Consider the following 20,621-nt stretch of genomic DNA (forward strand, 5'->3'; position numbering starts at 1 on the left):
CCTTACACGCCATGAAACTGCTTTAAGAATCTAATATCATTCGTATAGAAATGACGGATATCTTCTACACCATACTTCAACATAGCTATTCGTTCAGGCCCCATACCAAAAGCAAATCCAGTATATTTTTCGGAATCAAAGCCAGCCATTTCTAAAACGTTTGGATGAACCATGCCCGCACCTAAAATCTCAATCCAGCCTGATCCCTTACAAACGGAACAACCTTCTCCTCCACAAATCTTACAGGAAATATCCATCTCTACAGAAGGTTCTGTAAACGGGAAGAAACTAGGTCGTAAACGAATGCTACGGTCTTCGCCAAAAATATGTTTTGCAAATACATTTAACGTTCCTTTTAAATCACTCATACGAATATTTTCATCGACGTATAAGCCCTCAATCTGTGTAAATTGGTGTGAGTGTGTCGCATCGTCCGTATCACGGCGATAAACTTTTCCGGGACAAATGATTTTAACCGGTCCTTGGCCATCATGCTTTCTTAACGTTCTCGCCTGAACGGGTGAAGTCTGCGTGCGCATTAATAATTCATCAGTAATAAAGAACGAATCCTGCATATCACGCGCCGGATGATGCTTAGGTAAGTTTAATGATTCAAAATTATAAAAATCCGTTTCGACCTCTGGCCCTTCAGCCACTTCATAGCCCATACTTGTGAAAAGATCCTCAATATCACGAATCACTTTTCGTAACAAATGCGGACCACCCATATTGACAGGACGGCCAGGTAGCGTAACATCGACGGATTCTTCCTGCAGTTGTTGTTCTAAAGCGACCTGCTCTAGCTTCGCCTTTTTACTTTCTAACGCTTCAGTAATCTCATCGCGTACTTCATTAGCTAATTGACCGATCACAGGGCGCTCTTCTTTAGAAAGTTTCCCCATGCCCTTTAAGACTTCTGTGATCTGACCTTTTTTACCTAAAAAATAAACGCGAACATCTTGTAAAGATTGTTCATCAGCAGCCGATTGAATTCGATCCAACGCCTCCTGCTTAATTTCTTTTAGACGTTCCTTCACTTTGACTTCCTCCTTTTTAACAAATAAAAAACTCCTCCCTAAAACAAGGGACGAGTTGTATTTCCGTGTTACCACCCTAATTGATAACCGTAAGCGGCTATCCACTTCATTTCGATAACGGACGAATTGCCGGGACGCCTTTACGTCAAACGATCCGAGCGCCAGCTCCTGAGTGAAATTCAACCTTTCAATCGACTAGGATGCTTACAGTCCAAGGCAATCCTTCCCTGTTAATCGATGTGCTGAAAAGCTTACTTAGCTCATTCATAGCTTTTCCGATTCAATTGTTTCTGAAATGTATTATAGAAAACATTCTTACATTTATCAAGTCAGAAGGGAAAAATGATATAAAACGATACTGGTCGCTACCCCTACATTAAGCGACTCACTTTGTTCATGAATAGGGATATATACTGTTTCATCCGCTTTTTCTAAATAATCAGAGCTTACGCCATGCCCTTCATTACCAACCATAACAGCAAACTTATCTTGGATATCAACTTGATTCAACGATTTGGCTCCCTTATCTAATGCGGTTCCGTAAACCATTATCTCATTTTGTTGACAGTAGTTAATCCAGAGCTCCAAATCATCCTGTATGATCGGTATATGAAACATAGCGCCTTGTGTTGCTCGAATCACTTTATCATGATATAAATCAACAGATCCCTTTCCGAGAACGATAACATCAATATCAAAGGCTAAAGCGCTTCGAATCATGGTGCCGATATTGCCAGGATCCTGAACAGCATCAACCAAAAGTATTTTATTATATTTTGGCTTAAATTCCAATTTATTTTGCCTGACGACTGCCATTATACCCTGAGGTGTCTCAGTTTGCGATAGCTCTTTAAATACATCTTGGGATACATATATAGTATCCATATGTGACCATACTTCTGGTCGTTCGCGGTCCTCAACCATAATCAAGGTTTGGATGGTCCAATCACTTTTGATAGCCTCTTCAACTAAATGCCAGCCTTCAATTAAAAAGGCTTCAGTTTGGTCACGGTATTTTTTTCGATGTAATTTTTTCCATTGTTTAACGCGTTTATTTTGTTTAGATTCAATCATCATGTTCTCCTAAAATACTTTTTATACCATGATACATAGTTTAAATCAGTTTGGTCAAACTACTCATAAAAATGGATAACAAAATGAGGTGAATAAATGGATCTTAATTTAAGAAAAGCCATCAAAAATAATATCGCAGGAAATAATGATGAGGAATTACAAGCGACGATTGTGGATGCGATTCAAAGTGGAGAAGAAAAGATGTTACCCGGCCTTGGTGTTCTCTTTGAAATGATTTGGGAGGGCGCTAGTGAGGATGATAAAGATAGTATGTTAAATTTATTAGAACAAGAGGCCAATAAACTATAAGAAAAGCGCAAGCGCCCGTTTAGGCACGCAGTGACTGGACCGAATGAGCTGAGATAAAGGAAACACGACGAGGTGACGAGTCGATGTTGACTTATCGTAGGATCGTTCGGGAAGTCACCCAGTGGTTGGGTGGCTTGCGCTAGACATAACTCAACAAAAACTCTCGCTGGATGTGCAGCGAGAGTTTTTAAATTAATTAAATGTTATGTTATTAACTGTTTCACGATCTAGCTTTTGAATCACTTTAACAAGTAGATCAACAGTATTTTCAAAATCGTCACGGTGTAGCATCGCGGCATGCGAGTGAATATAGCGTGTGGCAACCGTAATAGATAATGATGGGACACCTTCACCAGTTAAATGAATTTGTCCAGAATCAGTTCCACCACCAGGCATTGCTTCATACTGGAATGGAATTTCGTTCTCTTCAGCTGTACCAATAACTAAATCGCGTACACCTTTATGAGAGACCATGGAAGCATCGTAAAGAACAATCTGAGGACCTTTACCCATTTCACTTGATGCATCTTTATCAGATACGCCTGGCATATCACCTGCAATCCCTACGTCTACAGCAAATCCAATATCAGGTTTAATAGCGTGAGTTGACGTACGTGCACCTCGTAATCCAATTTCTTCTTGGACTGTACCTACCCCGTACACGGTGTTTGGGTGCTGTTCATTTTTCAATCGTTTTAATACCTCAATTGCAATCGCACAACCAATGCGGTTATCCCAGGCTTTAGCAAGCATAACCTTATCATTTTTCAATGGTGTAAATTCAAAATAAGGAACAATTGAATCCCCAGGACGAACACCGAATTCCTCAGCTTCCTCCTTATTTGAAGCACCAATATCAATAAACATGTCTTTTATTTCTACCGGTTTCTTACGTTCATCAGCTGATAAAATATGTGGAGGCTTAGAACCAATTACACCAGTCACGTCACCATCTCGTGTCATGATTGTGACACGTTGTGCTAACATGACTTGGTTCCACCAACCGCCAACGGTTTGGAAGAAGACGAAACCATCATCATCAATTCTTGTTACCATAAATCCAATTTCGTCTAAGTGACCTGCCACCATAACTTTAGGGCCATTCTCGTCACCCGATTTCTTCGCGATTAAACTGCCTAAATGATCCGTTGTGACGTCATCCGCATAAGGAGCTATGTATTTTTGCATCACTTCACGCGGCTCTTTTTCGTTTCCCGGAATCCCTTTAGCATCTGTTAAGTCTTTTAACATTGTGAGAGTTTCATCAAGTTTTGCCATGCTTTTCCTCCTATTTCGTAATATAATGATTCGCTCACTTCATTATAATAGTTTTTCAAACATTTCACAAAACTAATAACCAGATTGTTGACGTTCGTGGTTGACTTTATTTTTATTTAAGTAAGCATCGTATATATCTTGTTCAGAAAAACCTAATTGCATACCTAAACTTAAATATGTGAGCCACAATTGAAGATAGTGTTCTTGACTAGGGTTTTGTTTAAAACTATTGATACCTTCATAAATTTTATGAAAATACGCTGTTATGCTGGGGGCTGACACTTCATGATCACGATGATGATATTTAAATCCAAGATCAATGCCTAAAGATAGTAAAAAATGAATACCATCAACATACTCTTCTAATATATCCGATTGATTATTAGGGCCTTTTTGACTCCAATATTTAAAACATCGTGTTTCATTGGCTAATTCGCTTACTTCCACTATTAATGCCAATATTTTATCATCTAAAACCTCATCTCTGGTCTTTGGAATGCGATCCATAATCTCATCATCTAATTGCCTTTGTAGCGCATATAGCTTGTCCCAATCCATCATAAATAAAGACCTCCATAATAAGTAGTATACACGTTTTAAAGAATACGTGTGAACCACTATTTTTGGAGATCGGGTTCGAAAAAATCCTCCCACTTCATTACAATTTCCTTTTTTCTTAATAAATAAAACATGATTAAAATAAATCCGAGTAAAATCAAAATGTACTCCCACCTTAATGATTGAAACCACTGCCCAAAGGAGGTGTAAAATACAGCCAATGGTACATTGGACAAAACAGATAGCTTGGCATAATCTTTAAAATTCCGTGTCATTTCGATAATACAAATGGAGACGAGGTGAAAATGGATAAATGGCGTGATCCGTAACAACATAACTTGCGGTAGGGATAACCTACTATGCTTACCAAACATCTTCTCACGCAGCCGATGAAATCTCGCAAAAAGCTTCGGCATCAATTTGATAAAAAAGTAAAAGATTAAACTCGATAATGTCACACCGATTAGGGAGTAAATCGCACCAAAGGTTAAGCCAAAAATAAGTCCACCCGTAATACAAATAAAGGCAACTGGAACAAATAAGAAAGGACGGATAATGTGAAAAATGATAAAAAGCATAGGTGCAGCATAGCTCGTCGTCTGTAATGAATCTTGGACCCACACTAATATATTTTCCATAGCAAGCCCCTCCTTTACCATAAAACTATATGACATAAGACGAGCTATTATGACAAGTAAATTAATAAAAGCAACCACATGATGGTCAAAATAGGAAGTCCAAATTTAAACGTTTTATGCTTTGTTTTATGATGAAAAGCTTTCATACCTGGCCACATTCCTGGTGCACCACCGATGATAGCCCAAAGCCATAATGTTTTCTCAGGTATACGCCATTGTTCTTTTCTAGCCTTTCGTTTATCAATCCCCATTAAAATAAATCCAATAAAACTCATCATGAGAATGCCATATAATAGTGCCATAACTTTCTCCTCTATTCCTTCTTTATGTAAGTTATATGTGGTAAAACTAAACCCCTGAAAGGACTGCTCCCTTCAGGGGTATTCTACCATTATTATTTAAGTGCTGCTTTTGCTTGGTCAGCTAATTGAGCAAAACCTTTTTCATCGCTAACAGCTAATTCAGCTAACATTTTGCGGTTAATTTCAACACCAGCAAGTTTTAAACCGTGCATTAGACGACTGTAAGAAATGTCATTCATACGTGCAGCCGCATTAATACGAGAAATCCATAATTTACGGAAATCACGTTTTTTCTGTCTGCGGTCACGATATGCATATTGACCAGATTTCATCACTTGTTGTTTAGCTGTTTTGAATAACGTTCTTTTCGAACCGTAATAACCTTTTGCTAGTTTTAAAACACGCTTACGTCTTTGACGTGTAACTGTTCCACCTTTAACGCGTGGCATTGTAATCCCTCCTATATTCTTCCGTTAGTCTTATTTGTTAGGCATTTGTTTTCTTAAACGACCCTCATCAGCTTTAGAAACCATTGCGCTCTTTCTTAGTTTACGCTTCTGTTTAGTGGTTTTATTTGCAAATAAGTGACTTGTAAAAGCGTGAGAACGCTTGAATTTTCCACTTCCTGTTTTCTTGAAACGCTTTTGTGCACCTTTATGCGTCTTCATTTTTGGCATAATAAAGTCCTCCCTCAAAGATTGTTACGCTTACTTCTCAGCCATTGGAGCAAGCATCATAAACATGTTACGGCCTTCCATCTTAGGCTTCGTTTCTAATGTTCCTAACTCTTCACATTCTTTAGCAAAACGCTCTAAGACTTCACGACCTAATTCTTTATGCGTAATCGCACGGCCACGGAATCGAACGCTAACTTTAACCTTATCGCCTTTTTTAAGGAATTTATGAGCATTACGTAGTTTCGTATTAAAGTCATGATCCTCAATAGCAGGTGTTAAACGTACTTCTTTAATGTTAATGACTTTTTGCTTTTTACGTTGCTCTTTTTCCTTTTTCTGTTGTTCAAAGCGATATTTACCGTAGTCCATAATTCGACATACGGGCGGTTTAGCGTTTGGCGCTACCAACACTAAATCGAGATTAGCACGTTCAGCCATCTCTAACGCTTCTTGACGAGATTTGATTCCTAATTGTTCGCCATTCACGTCAATGAGGCGTACCTCCTTGGCACGAATGCTCTCATTAACATTCATATCTTTGCTAATAGTGAGACACCTCCAAAATATTCTTAAAAGAATAAGGCATTCTCGACAAGTGTTTCACATAAAAAAAGTGTCGGTACAGACTGCACCCACACTATTATCTCTCAAATAACATACTAAACGTATGTGTTAGAAATGATAACCTGCCAACTGCTCAAGCGGCGTCGATCAGGTGAGAAGCGGGTGCTCCTACTTGTCTATCAATGACCTTATTTAATTCACTCTTAACAGTATAAAGGTCTCTTCAACCATTTGTCAAGAAAAAATTAAGCAGCCACGCTAAAGCGCGACTGCTTTCTATTATAACTAACGTTTGTGGGTTTCATCAACCAGTTGTTGAACGAAATCGTCTATATTGATGGTCTTGCTATCCTTTTCTCCATATTTACGGATATTAACCGCTTCATCCTTCATCTCTTGGTCACCAAGGACGATAGAATAAGGAATCTTTTGCGTCTGTGATTCACGGATTTTATAACCCAGTTTTTCATCGCGTGTGTCTAACTCGACACGGAATCCTTCACGACGCAGGCGATCTTCAACTTGTTTGGCATAATCCATATGGGCATCTAATGACACCGGAATAATTTTAGCTTGAACCGGTGCTAACCAAGTTGGAAATGCCCCTTTGTATTCTTCAATTAAGAAGGCAACAAAACGTTCCATTGTTGAGACAACACCACGGTGAATAACAACCGGGCGATGTTCTTTACCATCCTCACCAATATAAGTTAAATCAAAACGTTCTGGTAAGTGGAAGTCTAACTGAACAGTGGATAATGTTTCATCTTTACCTAAAGCTGTTTTGACTTGAACATCAAGCTTTGGTCCATAAAACGCTGCTTCGCCATCTGCTTCAACATAATCAACACCCATATCTTCCATTGTTTCTTTTAGAAGAGCTTCAGCTTTATTCCACATGTCATCATTATCAACATATTTTTCTTTATCTTCAGGATCACGGTAAGATAAGCGGAAATAGTAATCATCAATTCCAAAATCCTGATACACATTTTGAATGAGTTCAACCACACGAATAAACTCATCCTTTAGTTGATCTGGTCTTGCGAATATATGAGCATCATTTAATGTCATACCGCGCACACGCTGAAGACCCGCTAAAGCCCCTGACATTTCATAACGATGCATTTGACCTAACTCAGCTATACGAACCGGTAAGTTACGATAACTGTGTAGTTCATTTTTATAAACCATCATATGATGCGGACAGTTCATCGGACGAAGGACTAAGTCTTCATTATCCATTTCCATTTCAGGGAACATATCATCTTGATAATGATCCCAATGGCCACTTGTTTTATACAAATCAACACTTCCTAAAACAGGTGTATAAACATGGTCATAACCTAATCGAGTTTCTAAATCAACGATATAGCGCTCAATCGTGCGACGAATCGTTGCCCCTTTAGGAAGCCATAGCGGAAGGCCTTGTCCCACTTTTTGCGAAACCGTAAAAATGTCTAATTCCTTACCTAACTTACGGTGGTCACGCTCTTTCGCTTCTTCTAATAGGCGTAAATGCTCTTCTAGCTGGCCATTCTTTTCAAAAGCTGTACCATAAACGCGCTGTAGCATTTGATTATCACTGTCGCCACGCCAGTAAGCACCTGAAATATTCAATAGTTTAAACATTTTAATCTTACCTGTATGCGGAACGTGTACTCCGCGGCAAAGGTCAAAAAATTCACCTTGTTCATAAATCGAAATCGGTTGACCATTTGGTATATCGTCGATTAATTCTAGTTTTAAATCATCGCCAATTTCTTTGTAGCGTGCTTTTGCTTCGTCACGTGATATTTCAACACGACGAATTTCTAAAGCTTCATCTACAATCTTTTTCATTTCCTTTTCAATTTTAGGTAAATCTTCAGGTGTGATCGTTTCATCCATATCAATATCGTAGTAAAATCCGTTTTCAATCACCGGACCAACACCTAATTTAACGTTAGGATATAAACGTTTAATCGCTTGTGCCATTAGGTGTGCCGTTGAATGACGAAGAACATCAAGCCCTTCTTCATCTCGGTACGTAATGATTTGTATTGAACCGTCTTCGTTTAATGGGGTACGTAAATCAACCATTTCATCGTTATATTTACCCGCTAAGGCTTGTTTCTTCAGCCCTGAACTAATCGAAGACGCAATATCTTCAGTCGTCGTACCCTTTGGAAACTCCTTCACGTTTCCGTCTGGGAACGTAATCTGTACCATCTCAGCCATCTTGCTCCACTCCTTTTTCTAAATAAAATAAAAAAACACTCATCCCTAATCAAAGGGACGAGTGTTGTACCCGTGGTTCCACCCAGTTTCTGCTGTTAAGCAGCACTTCAGACATCGTTATCGCCGATGTTACGTTAATTGCTAACTCAAACAACTTGAGCTTCACAATCAATGCTCCGAGGTGGTAAACAAACAGTCGTACCTGAAAGCTCTCAGCCAAGGCTTTCTTCTCTGTAAAGCTGTTTCTATTTGTTCATGTCCTCATCCATGCATTTAACGTCTTCTTATTTATGTAGGTATTATAACGATGTCCTGACAGAAAATCAAGCTATTCAACAATTTTAAATGGAAATTGTTCGACTGGGTAAAGCTTCATACGTTCTTGGAAAATATTCATCATCCAATAAAGCGTATGCAAATGATCATTCGATGCATAAACATCGATTTGTTCAGGAGAAATGGACAGTATGGTTGAGATAAGCTTAGATTGATCATATTCATCGATTACCGATGGACCGGAGACTTTTCGAAAGTGCTTTAATACTTCCTCCCGAATAGGTTGTCCATGACTGTCATAAAAGCGCACCCCTTCTTGAATATAAACAATAACTTGGGGAAGCTTTGGTTTGCGATTCATCACGTACTGCCTAATATCATTCATTTTTTCTTGAAAGTTCATTTCAAACTGCCATTCTTCAATCCCATAACCGACAATCTCAATCCAGCTATCCTCATTTTGAAACAGCGTTAAATATAAGTGCTTCATATTGATCTGTCCACGCGTTTGGTGACTATACAAATAATAAATCAATCGTTCATATAAAGAAAATGATAAATCCGAATGAAGTTCTTTAGAAATTGATGTTACAGATGAAACAAACGGTACAATTTGTTCAATCTCATCTTCCTGATAATAGTACACGTTTTTTAACAAATAGCTTGATATTCTTGGTACGTAATAGTTAACAACGAATGGGTAAATTAAATCAACCATGCTTGTCTGCTTAACAGCCGAAAAGTTGGAAATTCTTACTTCATTCCCATTAATTTCGGCGTTTCCGTTAAATGTTGATGCCAGTACAAACAAATAAAATTGATTGGCATCCTGTTCATTTTGAAACAGAAATAACGTATCTTTCATGTTTCATCCCTCTTTCCACATCATTCACAGTAATACAGTTTATGAAAGAGAAATTAAAAACATGAAAACAATAGAAAAACTTTATTCAATTCTAGGTAAGGCCCTCCATGTAGACCTTTATCAATTTTGAATGGTTAAGGATTCCTGTTCCATGAACTAAAAGACAAGTAGCATGAAGCTGAATAAATAATAATGCCACCAATCCATATATTTCATTACCTATTAATCTCTATAGTTTTCTCCGATGACTTCCACTGGTTCACTAATCTGTCGGATACGTTCCATGATTCGAGCTGCTTTAAGCTGCTCATATTCCCCTTTTCCCGATTTAGATAAAATCGATTCTAGCTCATCAGGGGCATAGTTCGATGTAAAGAATACCGGTAAACGTTCCATCATGCGATATTGTAAAATAGCTCCTAATACTTCATCTCTAAACCAAGCTGAAGAAAATTCCGCTCCAATATCATCCAATACTAAAACAGAAGCGTTTTTAAACCGGTCTATTTTAGTATTAATCGATGAATCATTAATGGATGCCTTCATTTCGCGAACCAATTCTGGCATGTAAATGAAGTAGGTATCTATTTTTCGCTCAGCTAATGCATTAGCTAATGCTCCAAGAATAAACGTTTTTCCCACTCCAAACTTACCATATAGATACAGTCCCTTACTTGGGATTTTATCTTGACTTTTATCAAGGAATTTTTTAACCTCTTGATGGACTTTTACTCGACCAGTTTCATTTAAATATAAGTCATTAAATCTCGCTTCATGAATTTCTTTAGGCATGTGTAGGCTTTGGACAAAGTTACGCTTTTCTAGCTCTTCAAGATGTTTCTCTTTATTTGGACATTCATGATAGCTTAATTTTATATGGTCATTCTCGTAACGTATTTCAGGTGCATAACCTGATATCACGTTGCAGCACTGCTCTAACGACGGACATTTCTCACATGCTTTTGATTGGGTATTATATTCATACAACTTAATCAGTTGCTTATCTAATTGGTCATCTGTAATTTCAGGATGCCTAATTAAAAAATCCTTTATTTCGGGAGAAGACAACACCTGATCTCGCATTTGCTTCATTGATTTTTGGTAGCTTTCCTTCCCCTTAAGCCAATTATTTAACGTTGTTTGGATTGACTCCATAATCATTCACCCTTAATGGTTAGATTTAGAATAATTCTTAAAAAATGCTTCAAGTTCTTTTTTCTCTTTCTCTAGATCTTCCTGATTTGGTTGTTTAGTTGCAGAAGGTTGTTTTTGCTTATTTTTCCGTTCTTCTTCAAACCATTTCGGTAAAACCTCATTTGAACCCTGCTTTTTCTTCTGATTATATGACTTTTTCTTCTTCCAGGTTTCATACATATGATGTTCACGTTTAGCAATTTGCATCGCTTCTTTAGCTGTTGCAATACCTTCACGACTCCAATGGGCGGCAATCGTTTCTAAGTAATTTTTCGCAAGCTTATTATGATTACGTTTTAACACATAGTCAACAAGCACGTTCATAACAGGCTGAGATAGCCCATGCTCTTCCATCATATTTGTAAGCATATCAATCTCTTTCATGGAGGCGCGGCCAGAAGATGAAAGATCTTCTAATAGTTCACGATGGGTAATCGTTTCAAAATGCTGAATTAACTTCTCTTCCTTTGATTGAGGTTGTTCCTGTTGATGCGAAGAGGTATTCTGTTCTGGCTGGGTTTGGTTCTGTTCACCTTTAACGTAAAGTCGAGGCGGAACACTCCCATGTTTTTTATAAAAGATATCCTTACACATGTCCTGAAATTCTTTGCGATCCAACACCTGATCCTCGGTAACGGCCCAAAGTAAAGCCTTTTCTAGCTCTAGAAAATCGACGTCATAGATTTTAGTCATTTTTTCAATGAAATCAATATTAGATTGGGTCAAAATCCATTTGGCTTTAATATTTTGCTGGGTTAACATTTTATGTAACCACTCTAATGGCAAGTTCGTGTCGATGGTTAACGTCTTTTCTTCTACTTGCACCGGTTCTTGCTTAGCCTCATTAGGATGAATCATCGTAAATACATCATCGAAAGCATGCGTCACAGATTTTACATTAGAAGGTAATGACATGGAATACATTAACCGCTTCCTTATGCGATAATACGCATCTCGTCCAATGTGATGCTCTAATAATACCGATAACATTGGATCCTCAAAAAAACCTTTAACCGAAAAAGGCTTTTGCAAAATATAATATAACGTACGATACGTTCCTTCTTCTTTATAAGTATGAAGTAAACCAATCGCTTCTAATTTCTTTCTAGCTTCGAAAAATTCATCAAGCGTGATGTTCAACATATTCATCATTTGATGATGGGAAATGGATGTCTGTGTTTTCTGATAGGATGATTCCTTCCACAAAGCCTGAAATACCGCTACACCTTTAATCGAAATCAACGGTTGGTATAACAGTGTCAGTACGGTATCCGTATCTTCAAAGAAGGGCTCACTTTGATATATTTTCATTCGATCATTCGGCAAAAGCTGCCGCATTCTTTCATTCATGATTTACACCTCATTCACCCATTACTTCTTGTTGCGATTAATCATCTCATTTATCTCACGCATAAACACATTAATATCTTTGAATTGCCGATAAACCGAAGCGAACCGTACATAGGCGACCTCGTCAACTTCAGCAAGGCGATCCATGATTAATTCTCCGATTTCTTCACTAACAATTTCCGAATTACCTTGGTTTCGTAAATCCTTCTCAACGTCAAACGCAACTCGTTCAATTTCTTCGATGGAAACTGGTCGTTTCTCACATGCTTTAATTAAGCCACGCTTTAATTTCTCACGATTAAATTCTTCTCTTGTTCCTTCTTTTTTAACGACAATAAGAGGAATTTCTTCTACTCTTTCAAACGTTGTAAATCGATATTGGCAATCTTCGCATTCTCTTCTGCGACGAATCGAACGACCTTCATCAATAGGTCTTGAATCCAACACTCTCGTATTTTTCGAATCACAATTGGGGCACTTCATGGTCACTTCACTCCATCTATCCTTAAAAATTCGACAAAATGATATCTTCTTATAAGTATAACAAAAACGAGTGATGATTGAGAACAAAAAAAGAAGCCTTATTCAATGGTAAGGCTTCTTTCATGAATTAGTCTATTAAATTTTATCGCCGACATACTTAGCTAAATCAGCCACTCGACATGAGTAACCCCACTCATTATCATACCAAGCTAACACTTTAACTTTACGGTTTTCCATCACCATGGTCGATAATCCATCGATAATAGAAGAAAATGGTGAAGTCGTGTAATCGACCGACACAAGTGGTTCTTCATTGATCGAAACAATTCCTTCTAATTCGCCTTGCATCGCATCATAAAATGCCTGATTCACTTGTTCTGCCGTCACATCTTGGTTGACATCAACAACTAAGTCAACTAAAGAAACATCAGGTGTAGGTACACGTAAAGCCATGCCATGTAAACGTCCTTTTAATTCAGGTAACACTTCATTAATCGCTTTGGCTGCCCCTGTAGACGTTGGAATAATCGATTGAGTTAAGCCACGTGCGCGTCTTAAGTCTTTATGCGGATTATCTAAGTTTTTCTGATCATTGGTAAAGGCATGAACGGTGGTCATTAAACCATGATCAATCCCAAAGCGATCATTTAATACTTTAACAACAGGAGCTAGACAGTTCGTCGTACATGAAGCATTCGAAATTACTTCATCCTGCTCTGGATCAAAGTCTTCTTCATTAACTCCCATGACAATGGTTTTATCGACTTGTTTACCAGGAGCTGTAATAATCACTTTCTTTGCCCCTGCTTTAATATGATCTGAAGCTGTCTCTTTTGTTTTAAAAGCACCTGTCGCTTCAATCACAATATCTATATCTAAATCAGTCCACGGAAGCTCCAAGGGATTTCGGCTAGATACTTTAACGACGTGATGGTCATCAACGATAATGTCATCATCATTGAATGTAACGTCACCATCATAACGACCGTGAACAGAATCATACTTAATTAAATGCGCTAATGTTTCATTAGGATAACTAGCATTTACTGCAACCACTTCTAATTGTTCATCTTTCATTGCTTTTCGAAATACCATTCGACCAATACGACCAAAACCATTAATAGCAATACGAGTCGTCATAAAAATACCCTCCTACGATATATATGTCACACTTAACTTGTCTTTTTCACAAAAATAGTATAACACATTTAATATATTATAGGAGAGTTTATTTAAAATTTGTCACTATTTTTATAGATTTTTTATGGATATACCCCAATTTTTTAAAATTTGGATCAGTTGCTCACGACTTTCCTCAATCGTTCCACTATTATCAACAACCGCATCAGCTTGGTCTCGTTTTTCCGTTATCGAGATTTGCGAATTAATCCGGTTCATAGCTTCCTCTTTACTTGAGTTATCCCGCTCTACAAGGCGCTCCAATTGAAGTTCTGGATCAACATAAACGACTAAAACCTTATCCACGTAGTCAAATAACTGACTCTCAAATAGTAATGGAATGTCCAATACAACGGCAGGTTCATCATTTGTGACATACTCATCGCGCTGTCTTAACATCTCTTTACGTATTTCGGGATGAATGAAACGATTTAATTTATTTCTTTCCGCTTCATTTTCAAAAACAATTTGTCCCAATTTTTGCCGATTTAATGTTTTGTCATCATGCAATACTAGTTCGCCGAAATGATCGACAATTTTTTGATAAGCGACTTCACCTGGTTCAACGACATCTCTAGCGATTTGATCAGCATCAACAACGGGAATTTCCCACTCCTTAAACATATTGGATACGGTTGATTTTCCTGTTGCGATACTTCCTGTTAACCCAATCACGACTGACAATTTCATCACCTACTTTGTAAAGTTCCAAATTCCTAAAAAAATAAAAATAATTCCTGGTAAAAACGACAGCTGTTGCATCCACTTATATGAGTGTAAAATACGGCCGATAAGTGACCCAGTAGCTAAGAAAATCATGGCACTTAAGCCAACCATACTAGCTGTTAAAAAATGGGGAAGAGCCGTAAACGCTGAACCAACCCCACTACCAAAGGAGTCTAGTGATAGCGCAAAAGCGACCATAAATGATTCTTTACCTGAAATAGTACCGGAATGATCTAAATCAGCCAATTGAGGATCTTTTAATATTAACCAAAACGTTTTAAGATTCCATTTAATTTGTGTTGTTTGATAGTATTTTTTTAACTTCTCTCTTTGTTCGTCAACCCACTGCCAAATAATATATAAGCCCACGAAAACGAAAATAAAGCCACCTAGATAATCCGTTATTTGTGGGATCAAATACGATAGAACATCCCCTAGTAAATACCCCGCCAAAAAGCTAATCGAGGTTACAAGACCAATGATCATATAAGTTGATAACTTTACTTTAATCGAACGGAGACTATAAGTAAAACCAAAAAAGAAACTATCAAAACTTACGGCGAAGCTAAGTAAAAGAATGACCCATAACTGTTCCAAAACAAAAGCTCCTTCCATAAGGGTTCAACTTATCTTATGAAAGAAGCTTGACACGTGTGTTAATCGCCTAATGGCTGACAGTGTGGACAGAAGTGGGTTCCTCTTCCACCTACTTTAATTTTCTCGATATCAGAACGACAAACCTTACAAGCTTCTCCTTCCTTACCATAAACAGCCAGTTTAAGTTGAAACATGCCTACCTCACCAAGACTATTTAAATATGAACGAATCGACGAACCTCCTCGCTCAACAGCTTCTTGAAGCACCTGTTTGATACTTTGATGTAATTGCTTTGCCTCATCAAATGAGATCGTATGCGATATTCGCTCTGGGTGAACATGGCTCCAAAACAAGGCTTCGTCGACATAAATATTCCCTAATCCGGTTACAATCGTTTGATCTAATAGGGCTGGCTTAATTTTACGAGTAGTCTTTTGTAATTTTTGATATAAATGTTCCACTGTAAAAGCTTCACTAAACGGCTCCACACCTAATTTATTTAAAGGCGCCGTCTTAAACAGATTATCAAGTGTTTTTAAATGCATGGTGCCGAACTTACGGACATCACGATAACGAAGTTCTTTACCATCACTTAACGTAAATACAACATGTGTATGTTTATCGATAGGCTCATCCTGTTCGTATACACCGTATTTACCTTCCATTCTTAAATGAGACACTAATACGTTGTCATCTAGATAAAACAATAAAAACTTACCTAAACGTCCAATCTTTTGAAACGTTTGATTTAAAATTAAATGTTGAAAAGCTTTTGTATCTGATGGTTCTTTGATAATTCCTGAATAATGAATGTTCAAATCTTTAATCGTCTTCCCCTGAACAATCGGTTCTAAAGTCCTTCTTACGGTCTCGACCTCCGGTAATTCTGGCATGGTTCCATCCTTCCTTATTTCGCATCATACCAAGTCGTTCCATAATCCGCTTCTACGAGTAATGGAACATCTAAATCGACGGTGTTTTCCATCGCGTCTTTGACTAATGCTTCAAGTTGTTCAATATCTTCTTTATTCACTTCGAAAATTAATTCATCATGAACCTGTAATAGCAAATTAGCTCTTATATCTGTTTGGTTTAATTGCTCCATGACATCAATCATCGCTTTTTTGATAATATCAGCGGCACTACCTTGAATCGGGGTATTCATAGCTGTTCGTTCCGCAAAACTCCGTTTATTAAAGTTGCGGCTTGTAATATCAGGTAAATATCGTCTGCGATTCATAATCGTCTCGACAAATCCATCACGTTTGGCTTGCTGAACGATGTCATCCATATAAGCTTTAACGCCTGGATAGCTTTCAAAATATTTCTCAATAAATTTCCCCGCTTCTTTACGCGTAATACCTAAGCTTTGACTTAGGCCATAATCACTAATGCCATAGACAATCCCAAAGTTAACGGCTTTAGCATGGCGTCGCATAAGTGATTCGACTTCATCTTCGTTGACATTGAAGACATCCATGGCGGTTTGTGTATGAATATCCTTTCCTTCCTTAAATGCAGCGATTAGTTTTTCATCATTGGCGATATGTGCTAACACCCGAAGCTCAATCTGTGAATAATCCGCTGCAAAGATTACACTATCCTCTTTAGATGGAATAAAAGCCTGGCGAATCTTTCGTCCTTCCTCTAATCGAATGGGGATGTTTTGCAAATTAGGATCAATAGAGCTTAGTCGGCCGGTCTGGGTTAGCACTTGGTTAAAGCGCGTATGGATTTTATGATTATCATCATGGACAACCTTCAGTAACCCTTCGATATATGTGGATTGAAGCTTTCCAAGTTGTCGATATAGTAAAATCTTTTCGATGATTTCGTGCTCATGTTGTAATTTTTCTAAGACATCAGCAGACGTTGAATAACCCGTTTTCGTCTTTTTAATCACTGGAAGACCTAAATCCTCAAACAATACTTTTCCTAATTGTTTTGGTGAATTGATATTAAACGATTGGTCAGCTAATTCATAAATCTCTTCTTCAATTTTATCTAAACGCTCACTTAAATCTTGCTGCATGTCCTCAAGTCGATCAACATCAACTTGTACCCCTTTATATTCCATGTCGGCAAGAATATGAGATAAAGGCATTTCTAATTGATAAAATAAATCTTCCTGTTCATTAGACTTCAATTCATCAGATAACGAATGATGTAACTTTTGAGCGACAATACCTTTTCGCACAATGTGTTCGGAAAAGACTTCTTCTTCAGGTATTGATTGCTTAGCGCCTTTCCCATAAACCTCTTCATCATATGACGCAACGTTAAACCCATAACCTTGTCCAATTGAAGGCAGATCATGATAACTAATAGAAGGATTCGCAATATAGGAAGCGAGAACTAAATCAAAATCAACACCTTGAAGATTAATCCCTTTCCACTTTAAGGCCACTTTCAACCGTTTAACATCTGCAACGACTTTATGGCTATTTTCATCTTCAATCCAAGAGATAAAGTCATTCGAATTTAATGCAACATCCGTCGGAATATAATAATGCCCTTGATTATTGACTAAGGCAAAACCTAACAGACCACCAATATGATAATTATCCTCAAGCATCTCCATGATTAAATAATTACCTTCAGGGCTCACGATATCCTTTGTGAACGTTTCCACTTTTTCAAACGTTATTTCCTCACGTTCTACTGCTTCATCCGAGCCTTCAATGCGTCCCATTAACGATTTAAATCCATATGTTTTAAACAACTCTATGACATCTCTTGATTGGTATCCTTCATAGGATAAATCATTAACCTTAATATCAATCGGCGACTTACGATTAATGGTCGCAAGTTGTTGACTCATAAAGGCTTCTTCTTTATGGTTAATCAGCTTTTCCTTTAACTTTTTACCACTGACTTCATCGACGTTTTCGTAGACGTTTTCTAACGTCCCGAATTGATTAAGCAGTTTAACAGCCGTTTTTTCACCAACACCTGGAACACCAGGGATGTTATCCGATTTATCACCCATCAAGGCTTTTAAATCAATAACTTGATCAGTCGTAATTCCCATTTTTTCTTTGATTTGATCAGGAACATATTCATCAATCTCTGTTATCCCTTTACGTGTCAATCCGACTGTCACGTAATCCGAGGCTAATTGAAGCAGGTCTTTATCTCCTGAGTAAATAAACGTCCGTTTATGGTCTTGATCAGCCTGTTTAGAGATCGTTCCAATAATATCATCAGCCTCATATTGCGGTAGTTCGTAATGCTTGATCCCTAAGGCATCCAACATTTCACGCATAATGGGGAACTGTTCAGATAGCTCTGGGGGTGTCTTTTGTCGACCACCTTTATATTCCTTATACGTTTCATGGCGGAAGGTTGTTTTCCCCGCATCAAAGGCAACTAATATGTGACTTGGATCTTTTTCCTCAAGTATTTTTAACAGCATATTTGTAAAACCAAAAACTGCATTCGTATGCACACCACTATCATTGCTCAACAGTGGCAAGGCAAAAAAAGCCCGGTATAACACACTATTTCCATCTATAAGTATGATTTCATCCGACAAATCGAACACCTCTTTATTCCTTTTGTTCCATTATAACAAAAACGACTATTAAATAGGTTGAGGAATTGAAACAGTAATGGACGTGCCCTCTCCAACTTCACTTTCTATCTCAATCGTTCCTTCATGCGCCTCAGCGATATGTTTGACGATCGACAACCCTAAACCTGTCCCGCCGGTTTGTCGACTGCGGTCACGACTAACCCGGTAAAACCGTTCAAAAATGCGGGACTGGTCTTTTTCAGGTATACCGATTCCCGAGTCACGTATTTGTAGGGTAATAAAATCTTCATCTTTAAAGACATTCCAATGGATGTTACCACCTTCTGGCGTGTATTGAATCGCATTTGAGTATAGATTTAGAATAAGCTGATAAAGACGATGATAATCAGCATATATTTCTAAATCATCTTGAACATTAATCGTAGCATTTATTTGCTTTTGAGCTATTTGATTTCCCACAACAAGTTGCACTTCTTCCATTAACTTCGACACCTTAAAAATAGACATGGTTAATTCTAAGTCATCTTTTTCAATCGATGACAAGTCCAATAAATCATCGATTAATGCATTTAAGCGCTTTGTTTCCTTTTCGATAATCTTCAAAAACTTCTCGACTGTCTGTTCATCGTGTTGATTCCCATCTAATAACGTCTCAGCAAACCCCTGAATAGAAGTTATAGGAGTTCGGAGTTCATGCGAAACGTTAGCGACAAAGTCTTTCCGCACGTTTTCAAGCTGTTTAATCTTTGTAATGTCATGGCAAACAACTACAATCCCCTTCCAGGTACGGTTATCATTTTTGATCGGTACTAAATAGACTTCAAAATAGTGACCGCTATCCGTTTCGACCGTAACCTGTTTTTTTCTTTCCATAAAAACAACTTCTTGAATCGCATCATTCAACGTCTGATTCGAAATCACATCATAGTAAACCTCACTAATAAACGATTGATCATCGATAGAAAAATGATCCAAAAAGGCTTGATTAGTTAATCGCGTAATGCCTTTTTCGTTGATCAACAATAGACCGCTATCCATGTTATTGACAACGGTTTTTAATCGATCATTTTGGTTTTCGTACTTTGAGGTAATATATTGCAAATTACGTGCGAGTGTATTGATGGATTGACTGAGTTCAGAAACAATACCGTATGGCGCATCTTGAATTCTCGCTTTATAATTTCCTTCAGCTAATTCAGTTGCCGTTTTCGAAGCTTGGCGAATTGGAGTGACATAGTTCTCATAGATTCGGTTACCATATCCCCAAATAAAAATACTGACGAGAATTGCAAGACTAATAACAACCGACCATAACGTTGTATTAATATAACGAAGCGGTAATTGTTCTGAAATCACAATGAGTGAACGTTGATCATCAAAATGATTAGGATATATGAGTCTGGAATCAATCAATTTTATTTCCCCTGATTCAATAGACTGATTCATAACATCCTCTAAATAAACAGACTCTAATGAGGTAAACGTATGTAAATGCTCACGAGTTTCCCGATTAATTAAAACGAGATCAATTGGAAAGGACTCACTAAACTCCTCCATCTGTTGCAGCAGCAAATCAGTCGAATTGTTCAAATATAAATGATTTGATACATATTCGGCATCATAGGTAAGTTGTTCCTCATAGGCTTGAACAACATAATGTCTTGCAACCTGAATGAACAGGACACCTAGCACCATAATGAAGGTGATACTAATTAAGATATAAACTATTAATGTTTTTCGATCACTTAAATTTTTCATA

Annotated in this window: 21 protein-coding genes and 3 other annotated features; of the genes, 1 reads left to right on the top strand and 20 read right to left on the bottom strand. The window is 37.7% G+C overall.

The features are described from left to right. Nucleotides 1-2: 2 nt before the first annotated feature. Both pheS and BLP77_RS06325 read right to left on the bottom strand, forming a co-directional pair. Nucleotides 3-1,037: a phenylalanine--tRNA ligase subunit alpha gene (gene pheS / locus BLP77_RS06320; RefSeq protein ID WP_093856272.1), complete on the bottom strand. Its 1,035-nt coding sequence runs from the start codon at nucleotides 1,035-1,037 to the stop codon at nucleotides 3-5. A gap of 43 nt (nucleotides 1,038-1,080) precedes the next feature. Then, nucleotides 1,081-1,314, bottom strand: a binding site (T-box leader). 47 nt (nucleotides 1,315-1,361) lie between these two features. After that, the gene (locus tag BLP77_RS06325) at nucleotides 1,362-2,111 is read right to left on the bottom strand and encodes a TrmH family RNA methyltransferase (RefSeq protein ID WP_245686816.1); all 750 of its coding nucleotides are present in this window, start codon (nucleotides 2,109-2,111) and stop codon (nucleotides 1,362-1,364) included. A gap of 96 nt (nucleotides 2,112-2,207) precedes the next feature. Between BLP77_RS06325 and sspI the strand changes: the two genes are divergently transcribed. Continuing rightward, the gene (gene sspI / locus BLP77_RS06330; protein WP_093856274.1) at nucleotides 2,208-2,420 is read left to right on the top strand and encodes a small acid-soluble spore protein SspI; all 213 of its coding nucleotides are present in this window, start codon (nucleotides 2,208-2,210) and stop codon (nucleotides 2,418-2,420) included. A 192-nt stretch (nucleotides 2,421-2,612) separates the two neighbouring features. On the opposite strand, the gene BLP77_RS06335 is transcribed toward sspI, so the two are convergent. The 18 genes from BLP77_RS06335 to pnpS all read right to left on the bottom strand — a co-directional run bounded on the left by BLP77_RS06335 (nucleotide 2,613) and on the right by pnpS (nucleotide 20,620). Next, nucleotides 2,613-3,698: a M42 family metallopeptidase gene (locus tag BLP77_RS06335; RefSeq protein ID WP_093856275.1), complete on the bottom strand. Its 1,086-nt coding sequence runs from the start codon at nucleotides 3,696-3,698 to the stop codon at nucleotides 2,613-2,615. A 72-nt stretch (nucleotides 3,699-3,770) separates the two neighbouring features. Further along, entirely contained in the window at nucleotides 3,771-4,259 is a 489-nt protein-coding gene (locus BLP77_RS06340) for a dUTP diphosphatase (protein WP_245686817.1), read from the bottom strand. 56 nt (nucleotides 4,260-4,315) lie between these two features. Continuing rightward, complete coding sequence (locus BLP77_RS06345; protein ID WP_093856276.1) at nucleotides 4,316-4,894, bottom strand: TVP38/TMEM64 family protein; 579 nt, start codon at nucleotides 4,892-4,894, stop codon at nucleotides 4,316-4,318. A 47-nt stretch (nucleotides 4,895-4,941) separates the two neighbouring features. After that, entirely contained in the window at nucleotides 4,942-5,196 is a 255-nt protein-coding gene (locus BLP77_RS06350; RefSeq protein WP_093856277.1) for a DUF1294 domain-containing protein, read from the bottom strand. Between the two features lie 92 nt (nucleotides 5,197-5,288). After that, nucleotides 5,289-5,645 (bottom strand): 50S ribosomal protein L20, encoded by a 357-nt coding sequence (gene rplT, locus BLP77_RS06355; RefSeq protein WP_093856278.1) that lies wholly within the window; start codon nucleotides 5,643-5,645, stop codon nucleotides 5,289-5,291. A 30-nt stretch (nucleotides 5,646-5,675) separates the two neighbouring features. Beyond that, nucleotides 5,676-5,873 (bottom strand): 50S ribosomal protein L35, encoded by a 198-nt coding sequence (gene rpmI / locus BLP77_RS06360; RefSeq protein ID WP_093856279.1) that lies wholly within the window; start codon nucleotides 5,871-5,873, stop codon nucleotides 5,676-5,678. Between the two features lie 30 nt (nucleotides 5,874-5,903). Beyond that, complete coding sequence (gene infC / locus BLP77_RS06365; RefSeq protein ID WP_093856280.1) at nucleotides 5,904-6,407, bottom strand: translation initiation factor IF-3; 504 nt, start codon at nucleotides 6,405-6,407, stop codon at nucleotides 5,904-5,906. Nucleotides 6,408-6,474: 67 nt separating this feature from the next. Then, nucleotides 6,475-6,617 (bottom strand) — a sequence feature (ribosomal protein L20 leader region). A 105-nt stretch (nucleotides 6,618-6,722) separates the two neighbouring features. Continuing rightward, complete coding sequence (gene thrS / locus BLP77_RS06370) at nucleotides 6,723-8,657, bottom strand: threonine--tRNA ligase (RefSeq protein WP_093856281.1); 1,935 nt, start codon at nucleotides 8,655-8,657, stop codon at nucleotides 6,723-6,725. Between the two features lie 50 nt (nucleotides 8,658-8,707). Then, nucleotides 8,708-8,934 (bottom strand) — a binding site (T-box leader). A gap of 51 nt (nucleotides 8,935-8,985) precedes the next feature. Further along, nucleotides 8,986-9,798: a sporulation protein YtxC gene (ytxC, locus tag BLP77_RS06375; RefSeq protein WP_093856282.1), complete on the bottom strand. Its 813-nt coding sequence runs from the start codon at nucleotides 9,796-9,798 to the stop codon at nucleotides 8,986-8,988. Between the two features lie 222 nt (nucleotides 9,799-10,020). Further along, a complete protein-coding gene (gene dnaI / locus BLP77_RS06380; protein WP_093856283.1) occupies nucleotides 10,021-10,953 on the bottom strand; it encodes a primosomal protein DnaI in 933 nt (310 codons plus the stop codon). Nucleotides 10,954-10,965: 12 nt separating this feature from the next. After that, nucleotides 10,966-12,342, bottom strand: a complete 1,377-nt coding sequence (locus BLP77_RS06385; protein WP_093856284.1) for a replication initiation and membrane attachment family protein — start codon at nucleotides 12,340-12,342, stop codon at nucleotides 10,966-10,968. Nucleotides 12,343-12,363: 21 nt separating this feature from the next. Next, nucleotides 12,364-12,825 carry a transcriptional regulator NrdR gene (gene nrdR / locus BLP77_RS06390; RefSeq protein WP_093856285.1) on the bottom strand — a complete coding sequence of 154 codons (462 nt, stop codon included), beginning with the start codon at nucleotides 12,823-12,825 and terminating at the stop codon, nucleotides 12,364-12,366. A gap of 135 nt (nucleotides 12,826-12,960) precedes the next feature. Then, entirely contained in the window at nucleotides 12,961-13,965 is a 1,005-nt protein-coding gene (locus BLP77_RS06395) for a glyceraldehyde-3-phosphate dehydrogenase (RefSeq protein WP_093856286.1), read from the bottom strand. Nucleotides 13,966-14,076: 111 nt separating this feature from the next. Next, nucleotides 14,077-14,688: a dephospho-CoA kinase gene (gene coaE / locus BLP77_RS06400; protein WP_093856287.1), complete on the bottom strand. Its 612-nt coding sequence runs from the start codon at nucleotides 14,686-14,688 to the stop codon at nucleotides 14,077-14,079. Between the two features lie 9 nt (nucleotides 14,689-14,697). After that, nucleotides 14,698-15,327 carry a sporulation membrane protein YtaF gene (gene ytaF / locus BLP77_RS06405; protein WP_176752978.1) on the bottom strand — a complete coding sequence of 210 codons (630 nt, stop codon included), beginning with the start codon at nucleotides 15,325-15,327 and terminating at the stop codon, nucleotides 14,698-14,700. Nucleotides 15,328-15,386: 59 nt separating this feature from the next. Then, complete coding sequence (mutM, locus tag BLP77_RS06410; RefSeq protein ID WP_093856289.1) at nucleotides 15,387-16,220, bottom strand: DNA-formamidopyrimidine glycosylase; 834 nt, start codon at nucleotides 16,218-16,220, stop codon at nucleotides 15,387-15,389. 14 nt (nucleotides 16,221-16,234) lie between these two features. Beyond that, complete coding sequence (gene polA, locus BLP77_RS06415) at nucleotides 16,235-18,862, bottom strand: DNA polymerase I (protein ID WP_093856290.1); 2,628 nt, start codon at nucleotides 18,860-18,862, stop codon at nucleotides 16,235-16,237. Nucleotides 18,863-18,910: 48 nt separating this feature from the next. Then, nucleotides 18,911-20,620, bottom strand: a complete 1,710-nt coding sequence (gene pnpS / locus BLP77_RS06420) for a two-component system histidine kinase PnpS (protein ID WP_093856291.1) — start codon at nucleotides 20,618-20,620, stop codon at nucleotides 18,911-18,913. Nucleotide 20,621: the final 1 nt, after the last annotated feature.

Origin of the sequence: Tenuibacillus multivorans, from assembly GCF_900103915.1 — a bacterium.
Classification (GTDB): Bacteria; Bacillota; Bacilli; order Bacillales; family Alkalibacillaceae; genus Tenuibacillus; species Tenuibacillus multivorans.